Source organism: Arsenophonus endosymbiont of Crataerina pallida (assembly GCF_964020125.1).
GTDB classification, from domain to species: Bacteria; Pseudomonadota; Gammaproteobacteria; order Enterobacterales; family Enterobacteriaceae; genus Arsenophonus; species Arsenophonus nilaparvatae.
The window spans coordinates 2,703,512-2,719,480 of sequence record NZ_OZ026540.1 but is presented as its reverse complement, the minus strand read 5'-3'; the positions used below and the strand labels follow the sequence as shown (position 1 = coordinate 2,719,480).

The 15,969-nt window shown below is 37.3% G+C and carries 12 protein-coding genes and 2 pseudogenes; 9 read left to right on the top strand and 5 right to left on the bottom strand.

The features are described 5' to 3' along the window. Positions 1-94: 94 nt before the first annotated feature. The 3 genes from speB to AACL31_RS14575 all read left to right on the top strand — a co-directional run bounded on the left by speB (position 95) and on the right by AACL31_RS14575 (position 2,294). Positions 95-1,018, top strand: coding sequence for an agmatinase (gene speB, locus AACL31_RS14585; protein WP_310511577.1), 924 nt, complete (start codon positions 95-97; stop codon positions 1,016-1,018). Between the two features lie 216 nt (positions 1,019-1,234). Beyond that, positions 1,235-1,768, top strand: a complete 534-nt coding sequence (locus tag AACL31_RS14580) for an anthrax toxin-like adenylyl cyclase domain-containing protein (RefSeq protein ID WP_310511578.1) — start codon at positions 1,235-1,237, stop codon at positions 1,766-1,768. Next, positions 1,746-2,294 (top strand): hypothetical protein, encoded by a 549-nt coding sequence (locus tag AACL31_RS14575; RefSeq protein WP_310511579.1) that lies wholly within the window; start codon positions 1,746-1,748, stop codon positions 2,292-2,294. Before AACL31_RS14580 ends, AACL31_RS14575 begins: the two co-directional genes overlap by 23 nt. Positions 2,295-2,327: 33 nt before the next feature. Here AACL31_RS14575 and mutH read toward each other — a convergent pair whose 3' ends face one another. The 5 genes from mutH to leuA all read right to left on the bottom strand — a co-directional run bounded on the left by mutH (position 2,328) and on the right by leuA (position 8,423). Beyond that, a complete protein-coding gene (mutH, locus tag AACL31_RS14570) occupies positions 2,328-3,017 on the bottom strand; it encodes a DNA mismatch repair endonuclease MutH (protein WP_310511580.1) in 690 nt (229 codons plus the stop codon). A gap of 723 nt (positions 3,018-3,740) precedes the next feature. Next, entirely contained in the window at positions 3,741-4,343 is a 603-nt protein-coding gene (gene leuD, locus AACL31_RS14565) for a 3-isopropylmalate dehydratase small subunit (protein ID WP_310511581.1), read from the bottom strand. Further along, a complete protein-coding gene (gene leuC / locus AACL31_RS14560; protein WP_310511582.1) occupies positions 4,340-5,770 on the bottom strand; it encodes a 3-isopropylmalate dehydratase large subunit in 1,431 nt (476 codons plus the stop codon). Before leuC ends, leuD begins: the two co-directional genes overlap by 4 nt. A gap of 3 nt (positions 5,771-5,773) precedes the next feature. Beyond that, positions 5,774-6,865 (bottom strand): 3-isopropylmalate dehydrogenase, encoded by a 1,092-nt coding sequence (gene leuB, locus AACL31_RS14555; protein ID WP_310511583.1) that lies wholly within the window; start codon positions 6,863-6,865, stop codon positions 5,774-5,776. 1 nt (position 6,866) lies between these two features. Continuing rightward, positions 6,867-8,423, bottom strand: coding sequence for a 2-isopropylmalate synthase (gene leuA / locus AACL31_RS14550; protein WP_310511584.1), 1,557 nt, complete (start codon positions 8,421-8,423; stop codon positions 6,867-6,869). A gap of 914 nt (positions 8,424-9,337) precedes the next feature. On the opposite strand from leuA, the gene leuO reads away from it, so the two are divergent. The 6 genes and pseudogenes from leuO to ftsL all read left to right on the top strand — a co-directional run bounded on the left by leuO (position 9,338) and on the right by ftsL (position 15,954). Continuing rightward, positions 9,338-10,279, top strand: coding sequence for a transcriptional regulator LeuO (gene leuO / locus AACL31_RS14545; RefSeq protein ID WP_310511585.1), 942 nt, complete (start codon positions 9,338-9,340; stop codon positions 10,277-10,279). A gap of 352 nt (positions 10,280-10,631) precedes the next feature. Further along, positions 10,632-12,429 (top strand): annotated as a pseudogene (locus AACL31_RS14540) (AMP-dependent synthetase/ligase). Between the two features lie 137 nt (positions 12,430-12,566). Beyond that, a pseudogene (cra, locus tag AACL31_RS14535) lies at positions 12,567-13,573 on the top strand (catabolite repressor/activator). Between the two features lie 647 nt (positions 13,574-14,220). Further along, entirely contained in the window at positions 14,221-14,679 is a 459-nt protein-coding gene (gene mraZ / locus AACL31_RS14530) for a division/cell wall cluster transcriptional repressor MraZ (protein WP_032115232.1), read from the top strand. A gap of 1 nt (position 14,680) precedes the next feature. Continuing rightward, positions 14,681-15,634, top strand: a complete 954-nt coding sequence (rsmH, locus tag AACL31_RS14525) for a 16S rRNA (cytosine(1402)-N(4))-methyltransferase RsmH (RefSeq protein WP_310511586.1) — start codon at positions 14,681-14,683, stop codon at positions 15,632-15,634. Positions 15,635-15,636: 2 nt separating this feature from the next. Continuing rightward, positions 15,637-15,954: a cell division protein FtsL gene (gene ftsL / locus AACL31_RS14520; protein WP_081932879.1), complete on the top strand. Its 318-nt coding sequence runs from the start codon at positions 15,637-15,639 to the stop codon at positions 15,952-15,954. Positions 15,955-15,969: the final 15 nt, after the last annotated feature.

The window sequence follows — 15,969 nt, the reverse complement described above, 5'->3', positions numbered from 1 at the left end:
ATCTCGTCCTTTAAGACAGGGAGGATGCCAGGCAGAAGCGCAGTAGCCTTAATAGTGAAAGTTATTCACTAATAAACAGTTTGAGATAAATTATATGATCAATAATACATTAAATAATCAAGAAGATAACTCTTTGGTTTCTAATGCCTTTGGTTTCATGCGTTTTCCACTCCATTTTTCACCTTATGATAGTGATGCACAATGGGTGATCACCGGTGTTCCCTTTGATATGGCGACATCAGGTCGGGCGGGCAGCCGTCATGGGCCGGCTGCTATTCGACAGGTATCAGCAAACCTGGCATGGGAGGGTAAACGTTGGCCATGGCAGTTTGATCTCAACGATCAGTTAAAAGTAGTTGATTGCGGAGATCTGGTATTTGCTTTTGGTGATGCACAGGGTATGAGCGATAAGTTGCAGGCACATATCGAAAAGTTATTGGCATCCGGCAAAAGATGTTTAACCTTTGGTGGTGATCACTTTGTCACGTTACCTTTACTGCGTGCACACGCAAAGCATTTTGGCCCCATGGCGTTGGTTCATTTTGACGCTCATACCGATACTTATAGTAATGGCAGTCAATTTGATCATGGTACCATGTTTTACCATGCGCCAAATGAAGGATTAATTGATGCCACACACTCAATTCAGATTGGTATTCGGACCGAATATGATAAGCACAATGGCTTTACAGTGTTGGATGCAGCTTATGTGAATGACGCACCGCTGGAAGATATTATTGCTCAGATAAGGTCGACAGTGGGTGAATTACCGGTTTATTTGACCTTTGACATTGATTGTCTGGATCCTGCCTTTGCGCCCGGTACAGGAACGCCGGTTGTCGGAGGGTTAACCAGTGATCGTGCCTTAAAGTTGTTGCGAGCTTTACAACCATTGAACATTGTTGGCATGGATATTGTGGAAGTTGCTCCGGCTTATGATCAGTCACAAATTACAGCCTTAGCGGCGGCTACCATCGCACTGGATATGCTTTATATTCAGGCTAGCAAAAAGCGTTAACTAATCTATATAATTTTGCAACCAAAATGTGCCATTTATGGCACATTTTTATTTGCGCTTAAGTCAACTAATTATCCATCAAATTGAATGAATATTAGTTAAGACATGCAATCAATCTGAATTTATTTTTTACTTATTAAAGTAAGTTATCTGACTGTTTTTTATGCAACAAAATAGGTAAAATATCACTTTTTAAATGGCAGGAATAAAGTATAAATGCATCGTATATCTAATAACTTAATCTTAAATGCTGCCTATCCTAGACAAATGGCGGAACAACCTGCTCCTTCCACTAGTTGTCAGAAAAACCAACCAAAAAGTGGTATTCCAGCAACGCATTTAAAAACCCTTTCTAACTATGCGATTCAAAAAAATCTAATTTATGGTATTCGCCCCATTAGTCCATTTGCGACCTCTTTAATTGAAGCCGGTTATCCCACTAAGCCGCTTATAATTAAAGGGAAAACTGCCGATTGGGGTCCACAAGCCGGATTTATTTGTGTTGATCAAAATTTTAGTAAGCTTGTTGGACAGTCAGGACAGGTGCAAAAATACAATGCCTTGATCAGTAAAAATATACAAAATGGCGAAGCGATTAGTGTGCCTTTGACGATAACTCGCGATAGGATCAACGAATTGATCGAGTTAGGCTGTCTTGAATTATCTCGCTCACGTGGTAATGGTATGATTTTGTTAGCGCGCTCGTCAACTGGGCAGGAATATCAATTTGACGCTATTTTATCAATCTAATAGTAATAACCACTATCGAATAGAAATAGCCGGGAAACCGATTTATGTGTTGAGTGAACCGAAAATACCCGAACCATTTGTGCCTGATTATGATTTATTATTGGTAGCTCCTCATATTGGTGATTATGGCACACTTGATACTGTGATACCGAGTGAACGTAATGATACCAAATTAGGTACCGCAAACCATCGTTTGCTGAAATTAGCCGATGATATTCATCGTGCTTTGGATCGCGATGAACAGCATAAACTTATTCATCATGGTACAAATGTGAATAATGAGTCATCGGAATTGGCAGACAATTTTCCGGTGACACTATTTTTGCCTAAAGCGATCGAAAAATATGCCAAAATAACGGTACTGGATTCAGCGGAGGCACTGGCTGAATTTATTCAAGCCGCTAAAAATGAAGGTTACCATGTACCGCTCAATGTACGTTGGCAAGAAACGCATAATATTCGTCGCGCATCCTATGAAGAGGCTCGTCAACGAGTTGAGCATTATTATCGTAAATTGTCATTATAAAGACCACACTCGGCAGATAGCTGGGTTAAGTTGTTATTTATGCGTTGGTAAATCAAAATGGCGGGCCAGTATTGGAGCAGTAAAATTTTTCTTCAGATAAAATCCACGCGGTAGCGTCATTATTGGCTGGCCGTGTCTACCTATCCCTTCTGTCAAAGCCTTATTATTTGCAGCTTTAGGGCGGATTTGTAGTACCTGGCCATGGCGTGCGGTGATGTTTTCAACCTGACCTAATACGATCATATCCATTAACTCTTCCCAATCTGTTTTAAGCAGCTGCTCTTCAATGGGATTGGGACTCCACAATAAGGGTGAAGCAACTCTTCGCTTAGCTAATGGGATTTGGCGCTCACCTTCAATGGGTATCCATAAAACCCGTGATAGCTTATGACGTACATGACTTGAAAGCCAGGTTACTCCACTATTACCGGTTAAAGCTGCCACACAAACGAAGGTTGTTTCTAATGGCTCACCATAGCGGTTAATAGGGATGGTTTTAAGTTCAATACCAAGATGAGCAAAATCTTGTTCTGCTTTGCTACCAGCATTTGCGCCTAAACAATATTCTAATAACTGACCTACCCAACCTTTAGCAAATCTAAGGTCGTGGGGGACTGCGATACCTGCCTGATAAGCCAGTTCAGCCATGGTATAACCCGCTAGGCTTTTGGCTTTACTCAGTAAACTTTGTTCATCATCAGGGGGCAGGGGAGAAAATTGCATAAATCATGCCTGTATAAAAAATAGCCAGTGAAATTTGTACACACAGTGAAAATTTTAACATAGATCGAGTAAATAAGAACAATCCATTGATAATTAAATCATTTTATCCATGGTCGATATATTTTTTTTCTGTTATTAATTTAATCGAATCGGTAATAAACAGGATCTCAGCTATAGTTATCCACAATTTTACTGGATAACTCTAATAAAAAGCCTTTACTGGTTTAATTTACAGTCTTGACAGGATGGTTTATGTTAAAAAGAGCTGTTAGCTTGTTTAACAAAACAGCGTATCCTGTGGATAAAATGGATATTGCTGGATCTTTGTTCATCCTGTTTTGATGGTCAGCTATCTGTTCTGCTTTGAGTTATGTTTAATTGATTAAATCGATTTATCTCTATGAAAAAAAACTATTAATTTTTTATTTCGAAATCTATCGATTGAAAAACTTATGAAATTATACCCTGTTTACTCTAGCTTTTTTCACATGGATATCCACAGAAAAGGTGAATAAATTAATAAATATAGCCCTACATGTGGATAATTTTTCATTATTAATAGATATATTAAATTATTTTTCAGTAAATAAAACGCAATATAAGATTTAGGCATCTAATTAAATAGAATGTCATCACCTTTTCTAACATTTTAATTAATTTAAATAAAAAGAAAAATAATCAGGCTTTGCCTACATAGTGAGGCAGTGCCTGTTATTTGAACTGTTATCGCAAAAATAGTGGTTGCTGCTCTTCATAACGGGTAATGAACTTTTCATATTGTAAAGTCAATCCAATATTATCTAATCCATTCATCAAGCAATAACGATGAAAATAATCAATACTAAACAAATAAGTTTTATCCCCAGTAATGACTGTTTGGGTCGTCAAATCAATGGTGAATTGACAACCCTCATCTTGTTCAACATAGTTAAATAACTGGTTAATTTCTGCTTCATTTAATTTAATTGGTAATAATTGGTTGTTAAAGGCATTGTTATAGAAAATATCGGCAAAACATGGCGCAATAACGGCGCAAAAGCCATAATCTGTTAATGCCCACGGCGCATGTTCGCGCGATGATCCACAACCGAAATTTTCACGGACTAATAAAATAGTGGCACCTTGGTAACGTGGTTTATTAAGGACAAAATCCGGATTAGGTTGTTGCCCGTTATCGTCCAGGAAACACCAATCGTGGAAAAGGTGTTGACCAAAACCGATTCGAGTGACTTTTTGTAAAAATTGTTTTGGAATAATCACATCAGTATCAATATTGGCAACATCTAAAGCAGCCACTAAGCCGGTGTGTTGGATAAACTTTTTCATTTTGCCAATTCCTGTTTTATTTGATTATTATCGATCTTACGTACATCGACAAAATGGCCGTAAATAGCCGCCGCGGCTGCCATTGCTGGGCTGACTAAATGAGTTCGACCGCCACGGCCTTGCCGTCCTTCAAAATTACGGTTGCTGGTGGAGGCACAACGTTCGCCAGGAGCAAGGCGATCGTTATTCATTGATAAGCACATAGAGCAACCCGGTAAACGCCATTCAAAACCCGCATCGATAAATATTTTGTCTAAACCTTCGTGCTCAGCTTGTGCTTTTACTGGCTCTGAACCAGGAACAACAATTGCTTGTACATTAGGGGCCACTTTTTTGCCTTTCGCGATAGCGGCAGCAGAACGCAAATCTTCAATACGCGAATTAGTGCAAGAACCGATAAATACCTTATCAATCTTAATGTCGGTCAATTTGCTCCCAGCTTGTAAGTCCATATAATTTAATGCTTTCTCTGTAGAAGCATATTCAGTGGGATCGCGCAATTGATCTGGTGACGGTATGGGGCTATCGATCGCAATTACTTGCCCTGGGTTAGTTCCCCAGGTAACCTGAGGGGCGATTTCATCAGCATAGATAGTTTTGATAGCATCATAATGAGCACCGGGATCAGTCTTCAGCGTTTTCCAATAACTAACGGCTTGTTGCCACTGTTCTGTGCTTGGTGCAAATTGTCGGCCTTTAATATAATTAAAAGTGGTTTCATCAGGCGCAATAATACCCGCCTTAGCACCCATTTCAATTGCCATATTGCAGACAGTCATTCGGCCTTCCATAGTTAAGTTTTCAATTGCTTCGCCGCAAAATTCAATAACATAACTGGTGCCACCGGCACTACCGATTTTGCCAATCATCGCCAGTACCATATCTTTTGCTGTGATGCCATTAGCTAGTTTACCAATGACCTCAATTTTCATGGTTTTAGCTCGAGCTTGTTTTAAGGTTTGCGTGGCCAAGACATGCTCAACTTCGGATGTGCCAATACCAAAAGCTAATGCGCCAAATGCACCATGGGTTGCGGTGTGGGAATCACCGCATACGATAGTCATGCCAGGTAAAGTTATGCCTTGTTCTGGCCCCATGACGTGGACAATACCTTGGAAAGGGTGTTTTAAATCGTAAAGAGTAATAGCAAATTGTTGACAATTTTTTATCAAGGTTTGCATTTGAATGCGAGCCATCTCACCACTAGCATTAATGTCTTTAGTCTGAGTAGAGACATTGTGATCCATGGTAGCAAAAGTTTTATTGGGTTGTCTGACCGAGCGGTTATGTGCTCTCAATCCATCAAATGCTTGAGGCGAAGTGACTTCATGCAGTAAATGGCGATCGATATAAATTAATGGTGTTTCATTTTCCGTTTCATGGACAATGTGTGTATCGTACAATTTTTGATATAAAGTTCTCGCCATAATCTAAACCTCTTGCATAATATGACTGGCAATAATACTGCCCATTTCATCGGTACTGACAAATTGCTTATCTAATGCCAAATCCTGAGTTCGATAACCTTGCAATAAGGTTTTATTGACGGCATTTTCTATCGCATCAGCAATATGTGGTTGGTGCAGGCTATAACGCATCAATAGCGCTACAGATAAGATTTGCGCAATTGGATTAGCAATATTTTTACCAGCGATATCCGGTGCTGAGCCGCCAGCCGGTTCGTATAAGCCAAAATTTTGTTGATTTAAACTGGAGGAAGGTAACAGCCCCATTGAACCGGTAATCATTGCACATTCATCGGAAATAATATCGCCAAAAATATTAGAGCAGAGCAGAACATCAAATTGAGCAGGATCTTTGATGAGCTGCATAGTGGCATTATCGATATACATATGATTGATTTCGACATCGGGATAAATTTTGGCAATATCATTGACAACTTCTCGCCATAAAATCGAACTTTGCAATACATTAGCTTTGTCTATTGATGTTACTTTATAGCTTCGTTTACGTGCTGCCTGAAAAGCGATATGCGCAATGCGTTCTATTTCAAAACGATGATAAATCTCGGTATCAAAGGCTTTTTCATCAATACCAGACCCAACACGTCCTTTAGGTTGACCAAAATAGATCCCACCGGTTAATTCACGCACACAAAGAATATCAAAACCTTTTGCGGCAATATCCGCCCGTAATGGACAGAAGTTATTTAAACTAGGATATAGACGAGCGGGTCGTAGGTTACTAAATAACTGAAAATGTTTGCGTAAGGGTAATAATGCGCCACGCTCAGGCTGACTAGCAGGCGGCAGGTGTTCCCATTGCGGGCCACCAACTGAACCAAAGAGTATCGCATCCGCTTGTTGGCAACCTGAAAGTGTTGCAGCTGGTAATGGCTGACCATGGAGATCAATAGCAATTCCGCCGACATCATATTCATGCGTTACGATGGTCAAATTAAACTGTTGGCCAATAGCAGCTAACACCTTTAAGGCTTGTGCCATAATTTCAGGGCCAATACCATCACCTGGTAAGACAGCAATATTATAATTACTAGCCATATTATTGAACTACCTCTGTATTGCTGTGATTTTTTTGTTTTTTCACTAATTCTGCGCGCCAAATGTTATTTAACACATTGATCATTGCCATAGCAGACGATTCGACAATATCGGTTTCCAGGCCGATACCATGAAAACGTCGGCCAAAGCATTCTGCAACGATATCAACTTGACCTAAAGCTTCATTGCCATGACCTTTAGCGGATAACTGGTAGGAAATGAGTTTAATTGGATATTTTGCTATTTTATTAATGGCCTGATAAATCGCATCCACCGGACCATTGCCTGTTGCTGCATCAGATTTTTCCTTATCGCCACATATTATTTTTATCGTGGCTGTGGCTAGTAGATTTGAGCCAGATTGGATACTGAAATAGGCTAAGCGGAAAAATTCAGGCTCTTGTTGTTGTTGATTTATAAAAGCTAAAGCTTCCAGGTCATAGTCGAAGATCTGACCTTTTTTATCAGCTAAGTGCAAAAATGCTTCATACAAACGTTCTAAATTGTAATCTGTATCTTGATATCCCATCTCTGTCATTCGGTGCCTTACCGCCGCTCGGCCAGAACGAGAAGTCAGATTTAATTGAGTTTCCCTTAAGCCAATGGATGCTGGTGTCATAATTTCATAAGTTTCTCGATTCTTTAGTACACCATCTTGATGGATACCTGAAGAATGTGAGAAAGCATTACTGCCAACGATCGCTTTATTAGCAGGGATAGGGGCATTACATAACTTGCTGACTAATTGGCTGGTACGGTAAATTTCTTGATGATTAATATTTGTTGTGACGGCCAACATTTTTTGGCGCACTTTAATTGCCATAATAATTTCTTCTAAGGCACAGTTGCCAGCGCGTTCTCCTAAACCATTAATCGTTCCTTCTACTTGTCGAGCACCGGCTTGAATTGCAGTAATAGAATTGGCTACTGCCATACCTAAATCATTATGACAGTGGACCGAAATAATGGCTTTATCGATGTTTGGTACCCGATTAAAAAGATCTTTAATAATATTGCCAAATTGAAAAGGGATAGTGTAACCGACAGTATCAGGGATATTAATCGTTGTTGCACCGGCACTGATTGCTGTTTCCACGATCCGGCATAAATTATCGGGATCAGTGCGCCCAGCATCTTCACAGGAAAATTCTATGTCATCAGTATAACGTCTGGCATGCTTAATAGAGTGGCTAGCGAGGGCTAAAATATCGTTAAATGAACGTTTTAATTTATGTTTGATGTGTAATGACGAGGTTGCTAAAAAAAGGTGTAACCTGAAACTATTGGCAACTTTTAATGCTTCAGCGGCGATATCAATGTCGCTATCAATACAGCGTGCCAAACCACATATACGGCTATTTTTAATTTCTTTGGCGATGGTTTGCACAGATTTAAAATCTCCCTGTGAGGAGACTGGAAAGCCGGCTTCAATAATATCGACGCCTAAACGTTCCAAAGCATAAGCAATTTGTAATTTTTCTTTGGCGCTTAAACTTGCTTGTAAAGCTTGTTCGCCATCACGTAATGTTGTATCAAAGATAATGATATTATTGCTCATACTGTTTGTTCCTTTATTGTGTTCTTGCTTGTTATCGGTTCTTTTATTAGTAAATTTATAGAAAGTGCTATTTAGTTAGATTGTGGGCATAAAAAAACCGCGCATCTGCGCGGTTTTTTTATTGCGGGTGGATATTAATAACTTCGTTCACCCATAAGCATACCGCGCACAGAAAATGCGAGAAGTAGTAGGCTTAGTAGGTGAATAAAAAGATACATAAAACATTGACCTTATTAATATCAAAAATATTACCTTAATAATTACCTGATCTTTATCATTATGTCAACATTAAATAAAAATTTATTTTGTTAGTATAGCAAATGTTTTTACTAGGATATATGGCTAAATTTTATATTTTTAATACTATTTTTATCTATTCATTTAATTCAAAAAACTGATAAAATTTCGTTAAAAATTAATTCAGTTATCTTTAATTTATTTTGTTAATGTTTCTTAATTGTGAAGTATAAAATTAGTTTAATAAAAATATATTAGGAAGTGTTTGTTATAAAAATGAGTAAAGGAAATATTGAATAAGCAATAATTTATTCTGTGATGAATCTGATAATTTGTTATGAATAATAAGAATTGAATAATTTTATTATGAATTCTACCATGCTTTGTTTTATCATCTAATTGAAGGATTAATAGATGGATATTTAATTTTATTATTCATTGATTATGTGAATGTTGAAGAGTAATAATTCTATAATTAGGGTTTTGGTGAAATGATTTTTAAACTGATCAGTTAATGTTAAGACATGGAAGCTAAAATCATTTAAAAAATTAAATGGTTCGCTTAATTTATTTTAATGAATTTAATAATAAAACAATATACCTAAGTTAATAATTAATTGGGTTAATCTTTTATTTTTATTCATTGAACATACATATATATCAAGTGGAGTAAAATAATGACTGACTACAACACAGTTTCAGCAACGAAAAAAGAGCCAAGCGATATTCATTTGCGAAATGTTGATTTAAATTTATTAACGGTTTTTGATGTAGTTATCCAGATGCAGAATGTGACCCGTGCAGCGCAAATTTTAGGTATGTCACAGCCTGCTGTCAGTAATGCTGTATCGCGTCTGAAAGTGATGTTCAATGATGAGCTTTTTGTTCGTTATGGCCGAGGTATTCAGCCAACTTCACGTGCTAAGCAACTATTTGGTCCAGTTAGACAAGCATTACAACTCGTGCATAATGAATTACCAGGTGCAGGATTCGAGCCAGAACAGAGTGAAAGAGTATTTAAATTATCAATATGTAGCCCGCTAGATATTCGTTTGGCAGCTAGTATTGTTGCTCGAGTTAAAGAGAATGCACCAAACATTGACGTAATTATTCAATCCTATCTTGATGATAATATTGCCCATCAATTAAAATATCAGGAAACAGAATTTGTTATTAGCTATAACGAATTTGATAAACCTGAATATCATCACCATCCATTATTTAATGATGAATTAGTTTTAGCTGTCTCTAATAATCACCCCAATATTAAAAATACAATTTCTGATGATATATTACAGCGTGAAAAACATGCTGTTGTCTCCATGGATAATATGGGCTCTTTTAGTAAACCCTATTATCATAATAGCGATCTTTTTCATTCTATTATTTACCAAGGAACAGATTTAAATAGCGTATTAAATATTGTTTCTCAAACTCATTTTGTTGCTATTGCACCAAAATGGCTTGTTGAATATTATTCAAATCAGTTAAATTTAAGATCAGTTGAATTACCCTGGGAAAAAACAGCGCGTCCCTGTTATTTGATCTGGCATGAATCCACAACTCGTGACAAAGGGCATAAGTGGATGAAAACGCAATTAGGACAACTGAGTAACTAATAAATAGAATATTTTTTCGTATATTCTGCAAATAAGTCGACAGGAATAGATAATAATGTTTGAATTAAAGATAGTTTGTAAATCATCCCATTACAATTATCAAATTGATATATAAAATATTTTCTTTTATAAAAGCACTTTTATGCCAAGTCATTGATACGTTAGTGTGGATTTGGCGTGAACGTGTTTTTTAATTTCATTAAAGCCTCTTTTTTTATCCAGCAATTATGTATAATGCCGCTATTAGCTAACAGCTGTACGCTGAAATTATTTTTTATAACTTTAGCATATATAACCTGTTGTCATTAAATAATTATATTTGGTAAATAAAAGTTCATTAAGGGAAGATATTTTGACTATTGAGAATTTGCATTCTTATCATTTAGTTAACCAGTTTCAACAAAAGATTAATTCGCCAACTTTGGCTAAAAGAGTTGCTTTTAGAGAATGGTCAGCAGCTCATCAAAGACAATTAACATGGCAAGAAATTGGACAAAAAACAAAATCTATTTCTTTAGCATTACTTGAATTAGGCGTGAACGTACAAGAAAATGTCGCTATTTTTGCCGATAATGGTATGAATTGGTCTTTAACTGATTTGGCCATTTTACAACTTCGGGCAGTGACAGTGCCTCTCTATTCAACCAGTAGTGTCACTCAGGCTACTTATATCTTAAATGATGCTAATATTCGCATTCTATTTGTCGGTGATCAGGTTCAATATGATATAGCTAAGTCGCTATTTGAATTTTGCCCTAAATTGACTGATATTATTGTTTTTAATGAAGATATTGATATTTCTGATTGCCCAAAAGCTTACCCTCTATCTGCATTAATAGCGAAATCTTCAACCCTATTTTTGGCAGAATTGAAACAGCGGATTGCACAACATCAATTAAGTGATTTATTTACATTAATTTATACTTCAGGTACCACCGGTGAGCCGAAAGGTGTGATGCTTGATTATGCCAATATGGCGGCTCAACTTTATTTACATGATAAACGCTTAACATTAACTGAGTCAGATATTTCACTCTGTTTTTTACCACTTTCTCATGTTTTTGAGCGAGCTTGGAGTTTCTATGTTATGCATATTGGCGCACAAAATGTCATTTAACAGATGCTCAAAGTGTTAGAGAAGCTATGGTTGCAGTAAAACCCACGGTGATGTGCGCGGTGCCCCGTTTTTATGAAAAAGTTTATGCTGCCATAAATCAGAAAGTTGCCAAAGCGTCTTGGCTTCGTAGACAGCTTTTCAATTGGGCGCTTAGTCAAGGTAAACGTCATGTAGCACTGGCTCAACAAGGAAAAAAAGGCAATTGGTTGCACCGTTTTTTTTATAGTAATGCGGATAAATGGGTATTAACTAAATTAAAAATGATTTTAGGTGGTCGGTTACGTTTTTTACCTGCCGCTGGCGCTCATCTTGATGATAAAGTTATTAGTTTCTTTTTGGCTGTCGGTATCAATATCAAATATGGTTATGGTATGACAGAAACTTGCGCAACAATTTCTTGTTGGGAAGAGAATAATTATTGCTTAGGTTCGATTGGTACACCGCTATCTGATATTCAGGTGCGTATTGGTCAGGAAAATGAGATCCAGGTTAAAGGGCCTATTGTAATGAGGGGCTACTTTATGAAACAGCACAGGCCTTCACCCAAGATGGTTGGTTCAAAACAGGAGATAGCGGTAAGCTTGATGCAGCCGGAAACTTGTTCATTACCGAACGGTTAAAGGATTTAATGAAAACCTCTAATGGTAAATATATTGCTCCTCAATTGATTGAAAGGGCATTAGGTCAAGATCGTTTTATTGAACATATTGCAGTAATCGCTGATGCGCGTAAATTTGTTTCCGCACTGATCGTGCCTTGTTTTGATTCACTGGAAGAGTATGCCCATTCAATTAATTTGAAATATTGCTGTCGATTGGAGCTACTACGTAATAGTCGTATTGTTGAACTATTTGATTCACGCCTTAAAGAAATGCAAAAGAATTTTGCCAGTTTTCATCAAGTAAAACGTTTTACTCTGTTACCTATTGGTTTTTCTATGGAAAATGGTGAATTAACCCCCACATTAAAATTAAGGCGTATGATCATCGCACAACGATATCAGCGTGAAATTGAATCCATGTACCAAGACTAAATTCTAATAGGGTTTTCATGGTGAACTAAAAATGGAAAATTTTGCGGTGAAAATATCTCTTCAGCAAGTTAAAATGGAGCAACATTTATTGTCTCAAGCTTTTGAGACTTTTCCTGTTTGTAAAAGGGGTCATCAACGTGAAATTGGATGAAATTGCCCGTCTAGCCGGAGTTTCTCGCACAACCGCCAGTTATGTTATCAATGGTAAAGCTAAACAGTATCGAGTCAGTGATAAGACTGTTGAAAGAGTGATGTCTGTTGTTAAGGAACATAACTATTATCCAAATGCGGTTGCTGCAGGTCTTCGAGCTGACCGTACCCATTCAATTGGTTTGGTGATCCCAGATTTAGAAAATACCAGTTATACACGGATTGCAAATTATCTTGAGCGTAAGGCACGTCAATGTGGGTATCAGTTACTTATTGCCTGCTCTGAGGATCAACCAGATAACGAAACTCGGTGTATTGAGCACTTACTAAAGCGTCAGGTGGATGCAATCATTGTTTCTACCGCTTTATCCCCGGAACATCCCTTTTATCAGCGCTGGACTAACCGTTCATTACCTATTATTGCTTTAGATCGCGCATTAGAACAACAGCATTTTATTAGTGTTGTTGGTGATGATTTACAAGATGCCAAAATGTTAGCAACTGAATTACACAAATTTTCGGTTAAAAAAGTTCTCTATTTAGGTGCGCTGCCAGAGCTTTCTGTTAGCTTATTACGTGGACAGGGATTTAGAGAATCTTGGCAAAATAATTCACATTCTGTCACTTATTTATATGCGAGTAGTTATGAACGTCATGCTGCTGAAGAAATTTTTGCGCAGTGGTTAAATTATAATGAAATGCCGGAAGCGTTTTTTACAACATCATTTTCTCTGTTACAAGGAGTAATGGACGTGATGTTAAAGCGTAATGGGCAATTAGCAAATGATATTGTGATTGCAACTTTTGGTGATAATGAATTGTTAGATTTTTTACTTGTCCAGTATTATCGGTTGTTCAACGTCACCAAGCTATTGCTGATAAAGTAATAGAACTGGTATTAGCCAGTTTAAGTGAAAATAATAAGCCAAGCATTGGTGTAACACGTATCCAGCGTGACCTATGTAGAAGAGGTAGCTTAAGCCGTAAAATTTAACTTAAGTTAAAAATTATTTAATCAAATTTAAAAAATGCGCTATTAAAATGGCGTATTTTTTAAAAATTAATAAACTAATAACAATAAATAGTAATAATTCGGATAATTCCTAATAAAATTGTTTCGAATAATAAGATTCACACATAAAATAGTCACGGACTGATTAGAATATTTTTCTATTCAAAGTATAGACTTTGTACGATAAGCGATATAAAAAATTACTATATATTTATCAGTATGTGCAATATACTGATAAATAATATAATTTTTAAAATTTTACTACAAATAATTTTTGGGAAGTTTGATTAATTGTTATTTGTATGGATAAAGTGTTATCTGAAGGTTGATTTAAAATGAAGCATTGGTTGTGTATTTTAGTTTTTATTTCATTTTTTGCGAAATAAATAAGTTTCGGCAGTGAATATAAGTATAAAAATTAATTTATTCAATTTTATCATAATGTTAATTGTTTTTAATTTTTTACTCGTCAGAAAACCCACCCAATCATCTTCCAACATTATTCTGTAAATAAAACTAAAGCACCGTGCTGTTGCTTGACAAGATTTTCATACCCTTCGTAAACTCTATAGTAAGTGGGAAATTGTGGTGTAATGTGGTGATTTTTGTAATATAAGGGTTGAAGAGATATGTTTCGTGGCGCAACACTCGTCAATCTCGACAGCAAAGGGCGATTAACCGTGCCTACGCGTTATCGCGGTATGCTGAACGAGGAGTCTGAAGGGCAGATGGTTTTTACTATCGACCTTCATCAGCCATGCCTATTACTTTATACATTACCTGAATGGGAAATTATTGAAAAAAAACTATCACAACTTTCTACTATGAATCCGGCTGAACGTCGTGTTCAGCGTTTATTACTTGGGCATGCCAGTGAATGTCAGATGGATAGTGCAGGTCGTCTTTTGCTCGCCAATACTTTGCGGCAACATGCCGGGCTTAAAAAGGCAGTTATGCTGGTTGGTCAAATTAATAAATTTGAGTTGTGGGATGAGCAGACTTGGTATCAGCAAGTACAAACGGATATTGAGGCTCAACACAGCACAAATGAACCATTATCAACGCGGTTACAGGATCTATCTCTTTAATATGGCAGACAGTCGGTTTAAACACATCAGTGTGCTTCTTGATGAAGCAGTCAATGGATTGAATATAAAAGCAAATGGCATTTATGTTGACGGTACTTTTGGCCGGGGAGGGCACTCGCAATTAATTCTCTCCCTGTTAGGCAGTGAAGGGCGCCTGATCGCGATAGATAGAGATCCGCATGCAGTGGCCGCCGCTGAAAAAATGATCACTGATGACAGATTTTTAATTAAACATGGTTCTTTTTCTCAGTTACAGACATTTGTTGCAGAAGAGGAATTAGTTGGCAAGATTGATGGCGTACTGCTTGATTTAGGTGTTTCATCACCGCAATTAGATGATCCAGAGCGAGGCTTTTCTTTTATGCGTGATGGACCATTAGATATGCGAATGGATCCGACGACAGGTCAATCTGCCGCTGAATGGCTGATGAAGGCGGAAGAATCGGATATAGCCTGGGTATTGAAAACTTATGGTGAAGAACGATTTGCAAAAAGAATTGCAAAAGCGATTGTGGCTCGTAACCATCATTCAGCGGAAGAGCCATTAACACGGACAAAACAACTTGCAGAATTGATAGCACAAGTTAGTCCGTTTAAAGAGAAACATAAGCATCCAGCAACGCGATCGTTCCAGGCAATTCGTATTTATATCAATAGTGAATTGGAAGAAATAGCAAAAGCATTAGAGGGTTCATTGAAGGTATTGGCACCGCAGGGACGGTTGTCGATTATTAGTTTTCATTCATTGGAAGATAGATTGGTTAAGCGTTTTATCCGCGAGCATAGCAGAGGACCAAAAGTCCCGGTCGGATTACCATTAACCGATGTGCAATTAAAAGCAATTGGTAGCCCGATATTGAAAGTGTTAGGCAAAATGAAACCGACAGCAAGAGAAGTTATCGAAAATCCACGAGCAAGAAGCTCAGTTGTACGTTTTGCTGAAATGTTGGAATGATAATGACTGCGGAAAAATATAGCTTAATTAGGATCATTGGTTACGATATTTTTCGGCACGGAGCTGTCCCGTTGATTCTATTGATAGTGATTATCATATCAGCGATTTCAATTGTCACAGTCAGTCATCAAACACGATTATTAACAGCACAAAAGGATTTGATGACAGAAGAAAAAGAATCTTTAGATATAGAATGGCGCAATTTGATTTTGGAAGAAAACTCATTAGGAAATCATAGTCGAGTTGAACGCCTTTCGGTTGAAAAGCTACAAATGGTCCATGTAGATCCGACACAAGAACATATTGTGATTGCAAAATAGTTTTAGTCAATAGGT

Bases quoted from the DNA above. Each gene is read 5' to 3' on its own strand.
- speB (WP_310511577.1), top strand. From the start codon at position 95: ATGATCAATAATACATTAAATAATCAAGAAGATAACTCTTTGGTTTCT.
- AACL31_RS14580 (WP_310511578.1), top strand. From the start codon at position 1,235: ATGCATCGTATATCTAATAACTTAATCTTAAATGCTGCCTATCCTAGA.
- mutH (WP_310511580.1), bottom strand. From the start codon at position 3,017: ATGCAATTTTCTCCCCTGCCCCCTGATGATGAACAAAGTTTACTGAGT.
- leuD (WP_310511581.1), bottom strand. From the start codon at position 4,343: ATGAAAAAGTTTATCCAACACACCGGCTTAGTGGCTGCTTTAGATGTT.
- leuC (WP_310511582.1), bottom strand. From the start codon at position 5,770: ATGGCGAGAACTTTATATCAAAAATTGTACGATACACACATTGTCCAT.
- leuB (WP_310511583.1), bottom strand. From the start codon at position 6,865: ATGGCTAGTAATTATAATATTGCTGTCTTACCAGGTGATGGTATTGGC.
- leuA (WP_310511584.1), bottom strand. From the start codon at position 8,423: ATGAGCAATAATATCATTATCTTTGATACAACATTACGTGATGGCGAA.
- leuO (WP_310511585.1), top strand. From the start codon at position 9,338: ATGACTGACTACAACACAGTTTCAGCAACGAAAAAAGAGCCAAGCGAT.
- mraZ (WP_032115232.1), top strand. From the start codon at position 14,221: ATGTTTCGTGGCGCAACACTCGTCAATCTCGACAGCAAAGGGCGATTA.
- rsmH (WP_310511586.1), top strand. From the start codon at position 14,681: ATGGCAGACAGTCGGTTTAAACACATCAGTGTGCTTCTTGATGAAGCA.
- ftsL (WP_081932879.1), top strand. From the start codon at position 15,637: ATGACTGCGGAAAAATATAGCTTAATTAGGATCATTGGTTACGATATT.